At 34.9% G+C, this 4,049-nt stretch carries 3 protein-coding genes; 2 read left to right on the top strand and 1 reads right to left on the bottom strand.

All coding sequences use genetic code 11. From position 1 onward, the window contains the following. Positions 1 to 222: 222 nt before the first annotated feature. A complete protein-coding gene (locus tag AC1Z3S_RS19835) occupies positions 223 to 576 on the bottom strand; it encodes a hypothetical protein (RefSeq protein WP_265460252.1) in 354 nt (117 codons plus the stop codon). Between the two features lie 223 nt (positions 577 to 799). Here AC1Z3S_RS19835 and AC1Z3S_RS19830 point away from each other — a divergent pair, with 223 nt between their 5' ends. Beyond that, positions 800 to 2,236 carry an AcpB/EbpR/MafR family transcriptional regulator gene (locus tag AC1Z3S_RS19830; RefSeq protein WP_461741811.1) on the top strand — a complete coding sequence of 479 codons (1,437 nt, stop codon included), beginning with the start codon at positions 800 to 802 and terminating at the stop codon, positions 2,234 to 2,236. Positions 2,237 to 2,924: 688 nt separating this feature from the next. After that, the gene (locus AC1Z3S_RS19825; protein ID WP_265460255.1) at positions 2,925 to 3,920 is read left to right on the top strand and encodes an immunoglobulin-like domain-containing protein; all 996 of its coding nucleotides are present in this window, start codon (positions 2,925 to 2,927) and stop codon (positions 3,918 to 3,920) included. Positions 3,921 to 4,049: the final 129 nt, after the last annotated feature.

Raw genomic sequence — 4,049 nt, 5'->3', positions numbered from 1 at the left:
CAATCCTTATTCTACAACAGTCAAAAAAAGCTATCAATACTTTTAAGTTTTGATAGCTTTTTTGCATAACCATTTAATATACTTAGGATAATCGACATTATGTGAATTTAGCGGTTAAATAACTTAAAAAAACTTAACGGAATAAGATAGCAAAAAGGTAACAGACCATCTACGTCTATTACCTGCTTGATTCATTTAGAAGAGTTTTTATTATTCTTTAGTTTACTCGAAGATAGACGACAATGGTAAAACTACACCCTCAAAAAGTGTAGCCACAGCTAACGCCTGCTTATATTCTTCAAAATGATAAGCATTTTGTTCTACTGATGACAAGATGCAACCTAACGGATTTTCTTTTGTAGCACTGAATCGTTCAAAATAAGAAGACGATGTGAGAATCCCTTTGACGACCCACAATCTTTCTTTTACATCATTATTATTATGCAAAGCAGGCATAATAATTTTCATGGCGTGTTCATAACCTCTAATAAATTCTTCCGCTGTTGGAGTAACTTCATTTTTTTTTTCCTTCATCCGCTCATATTCTAGTATTAATGTTGTATAAGTTGTATCCATAGTAAGACCTCATTTCATTAATTTGTTATAATACAATTGAAGAATTTTTACAAAAAGAAAACTCTTCTAAATAAATCGTGATGTTCTAAAATTATATTTAAATCCTAGCATTACGCTATCATCCAATAAAGTATACATGATAGAAATTTTAGAAATTTATCCACACAATGCCATTTTAAGAAAGCGCTATCAGTTTATTTGATAGAGAAAAGAGGTTTTTTAAATGAAAATAATTTTAAGCAACAGTATGACACGTCGCGTATTATTATTCACCTGTCTAGCTAACACTTTCAGAACTATACCGATTTCCTGCCTTGCTGAAAAATTTCATACTTCTAAACAAACTATCATTTCTGACTTGGACTATTTACAATCTAACTGGCCTCATATCATTCGCTTAGAAGTCCTATCTGGGGACGGGATTCGCTTGATTGAAGAAGACTCTTCCAGCATCCTTGAGGTGTACCAAGATATTCTGAAAGACTCTCAAGAATACCAATTACTTGAGGGAATGTTTTTAGAACCAGAACACACGGGTCGCTACTGGGAAACGAAATTATTTCTCAGCACATCTACATTATATCGAATTACAAGGCGAATTACGTCTGCATTACGAGAACAAGACATTTTTTTAACAACCAAGCCATATCAACTTAACTCTACAAACGAAGTCGCTCTCCGGTATTTTTTTAGGACTTATTTTTATGAGTGCTATGGATCAGGAGAATGGCCATTTGACTTTGATAAAGATGAAATTATACACTTATTAAGACAAGTGAGTGCAGATTTTGAGTTAAATTTGAATGAGGTACAGCTAACAAAGTATTCATATCTTATTGCTGTAAGTCTAATCAGAATCTCTCAAGGGTACTATAGCAAAAAAAAACAAGTGACAAATTTAAATTCGTTGCCTTTTTTAGCTTATATGACACCTATTCATACTCTCACACAAAACTATCAGTTTGATGACCAAAAACTATGGATTGAGGATTTTTTGAGCATGCTGTTTTGGTGGAAGGAACCATGGAAAGATGAAAAGCAAGCCACTTTGGTACGGCAAGCAGGAATGGAGTTTATTCAGCGTTTAAGTGATGATGTGACTATTTCTATAGATAATTCCAGCAAGAAAAAAATCCAACAAAGCTTTGTCGAGTCGTGGTTAAAAGCACAACTTTATCCTTATCCTCGGTATATTCTATATAACAGATATACTTTTTTGATTCGACCCCTAAAGTTACGGTATAACCATTTCTACCAAAGGATGGAAGAGACGTTTTCGAATACCTTAATTCAGTATGAATTAGATTGGTTGGACACAACGAAAGAAGAATTTTACTTTTACGTCTTTATGCTTTGGAAGAACTTAATAAATGAATTGGAAAGCAGATCTCACTATATGTCATTTGGAATTTTAACTGACTTGGGGTATGAGCACGGAGAATTTCTCTGTTCTGTCCTTCGTCACTATTTACCGGTGACAGCGAAGTTTACAAATATGGGAAGTGAATACTTGTTATTACCAAAGTCCACACCTATTCCACCATTTGATATTTACATTTCTAACTATGTATTACCTAATACACCTTTAGAGAAACAATATATAATTGCTGACATTCCTACAGAAAAAAATATTCATGATTTACAGAAGATAGTTACCTAAGTTAGTTGAGAAAATGTGTAAGTAGGTAATTAAATTTTCTGATTTACAAGTTCACACTACACTTTATGTAAATTAAAAGCGAGCTCTCTCTGAGCTTGTTTTTTTTTCTAAAGAATCACAATAAAATGTAAGTGTAAAAGGCGAAAAAAAGATGTAGGTTTTGGGCCAATGAAAAGCAGATTAGATGTAGGTACGTTTAATAACACTATATTAGGTATAACTTTACTTGGAACTAAGGTGTGATAGCCTTTGGCTGAGCCGCATACTTTCCGCTTAGGCTTTTTAAAGGCGTACATCACACCTTTAGAAGGTCCCTAGTCAAGTTATACCGGATTCTATAATAAAATTTGGATTAAATAGACAATTATTAATGGGCGAAAACCTACATTTTCAATGCCCTTTTTCCTACATTTTTTCGTGGCCCTTTACATGGAAGAAAGGATAGGCATAAACATGAGCTAAAAAAAAGACTTAGAAAGAGTCCTGTCCCTCGTAGATTTGTTTTTCGATGCATTCAATTTTTAACTTTGCTTCTAAAAATTGAACAAGTCTTGGTGTGATTCGCTTTGTTCAAATAGTATGTTGAACAAATAATATGTGAACTACTACTTTGGTTTTCATCCGACTTATACTTCGTACATAAGTTTTAGATGACTTAATACTCAAGAAAATCGGGGGAGAACAAGGTATGATAAATCGCTACAAACAATTGATGGTATTAGGAATGGTAGTAGTTACAGGTGTATTTATTTCAGGCGGGTGCTTAGCTTATGCATCTTTAGAACCAACGAAAACAGTAGAAGCGACGACCACATTGTCTAATGAAGAACCTACCATTATATCTGAAAATGTACCAACTTCAGACGAAACTTATTCAGATAATGTTGCTCCTGTTTTTGCCTCCTCTGATGTAACAATAAATCAAGGAGCCGGTATTGACGTATTAGATGGAGTAACTGCAACTGATAATGTGGATGGCGATCTTACCAGTCAGATTCAGAGCAGTGGAACAGTCGATACTTCGATTCCTGGAACCTATACAGTTGATTTGTCTGTAACCGATACAGCTGGGAATATTAGTACAGCTACCAAGACGATTACTGTGAATGAGCTATCAACAGTGGCTTCGAATGAAGTAGCCACTCAGTCGGATACTGGAACGGATGATTCAACTACTTCTGTAACAACAGACTACAATGTAGATGCTTCGACAAGTGACACAAGTGCTACTAGTACAGAAACTGTTGTTAATCAAAGTTCTAGTACTAGTTATGCGGCAATGACCATGTACCTTAATGGAATAGCTATATCTTACCAAAATGGTGGAGAGGGTAGTGGTCAAAGTATAATCGATAGTAACTCAAGTATTGTTTCAACGTGGGGTGGAGCAACTACACAATCCGGTTCAGACGGACTAAACACCCACTTTATTGGGCATAATACAGGTGCGTTCTCCAGTTTATCGAATTTAGGCTCTGGTAGTCAAATTGTTGTGACAGATGCAAACGGCACCCCTACGACATATACAGTATCTTCAATATTCCAAGTAGATGATTCAGGATATGGCATATCTGATGGAGTGGATTATTGGGATACAATAACAGGCACAGGTGGGGGCGAAAGGATTACTCTTCAAACATGTATCACAGATTCAACAAATCTTATTGTAGTTGCGTATGCGTAATGATTGATTTAACTCAACAAATTTTTAAGTTAGAATTTCTACATGATATTTGGAAAGAATCTATCTAAGTTCTATCTTAAAAAGCCACTCCCTGTGCAAACAAGCAGAAGGAGTGACTTTTTGATGTAG

This window comes from Enterococcus sp. LJL90, from assembly GCF_056924355.1.
This window is presented reverse-complemented; position numbering and strand designations above follow the sequence as displayed.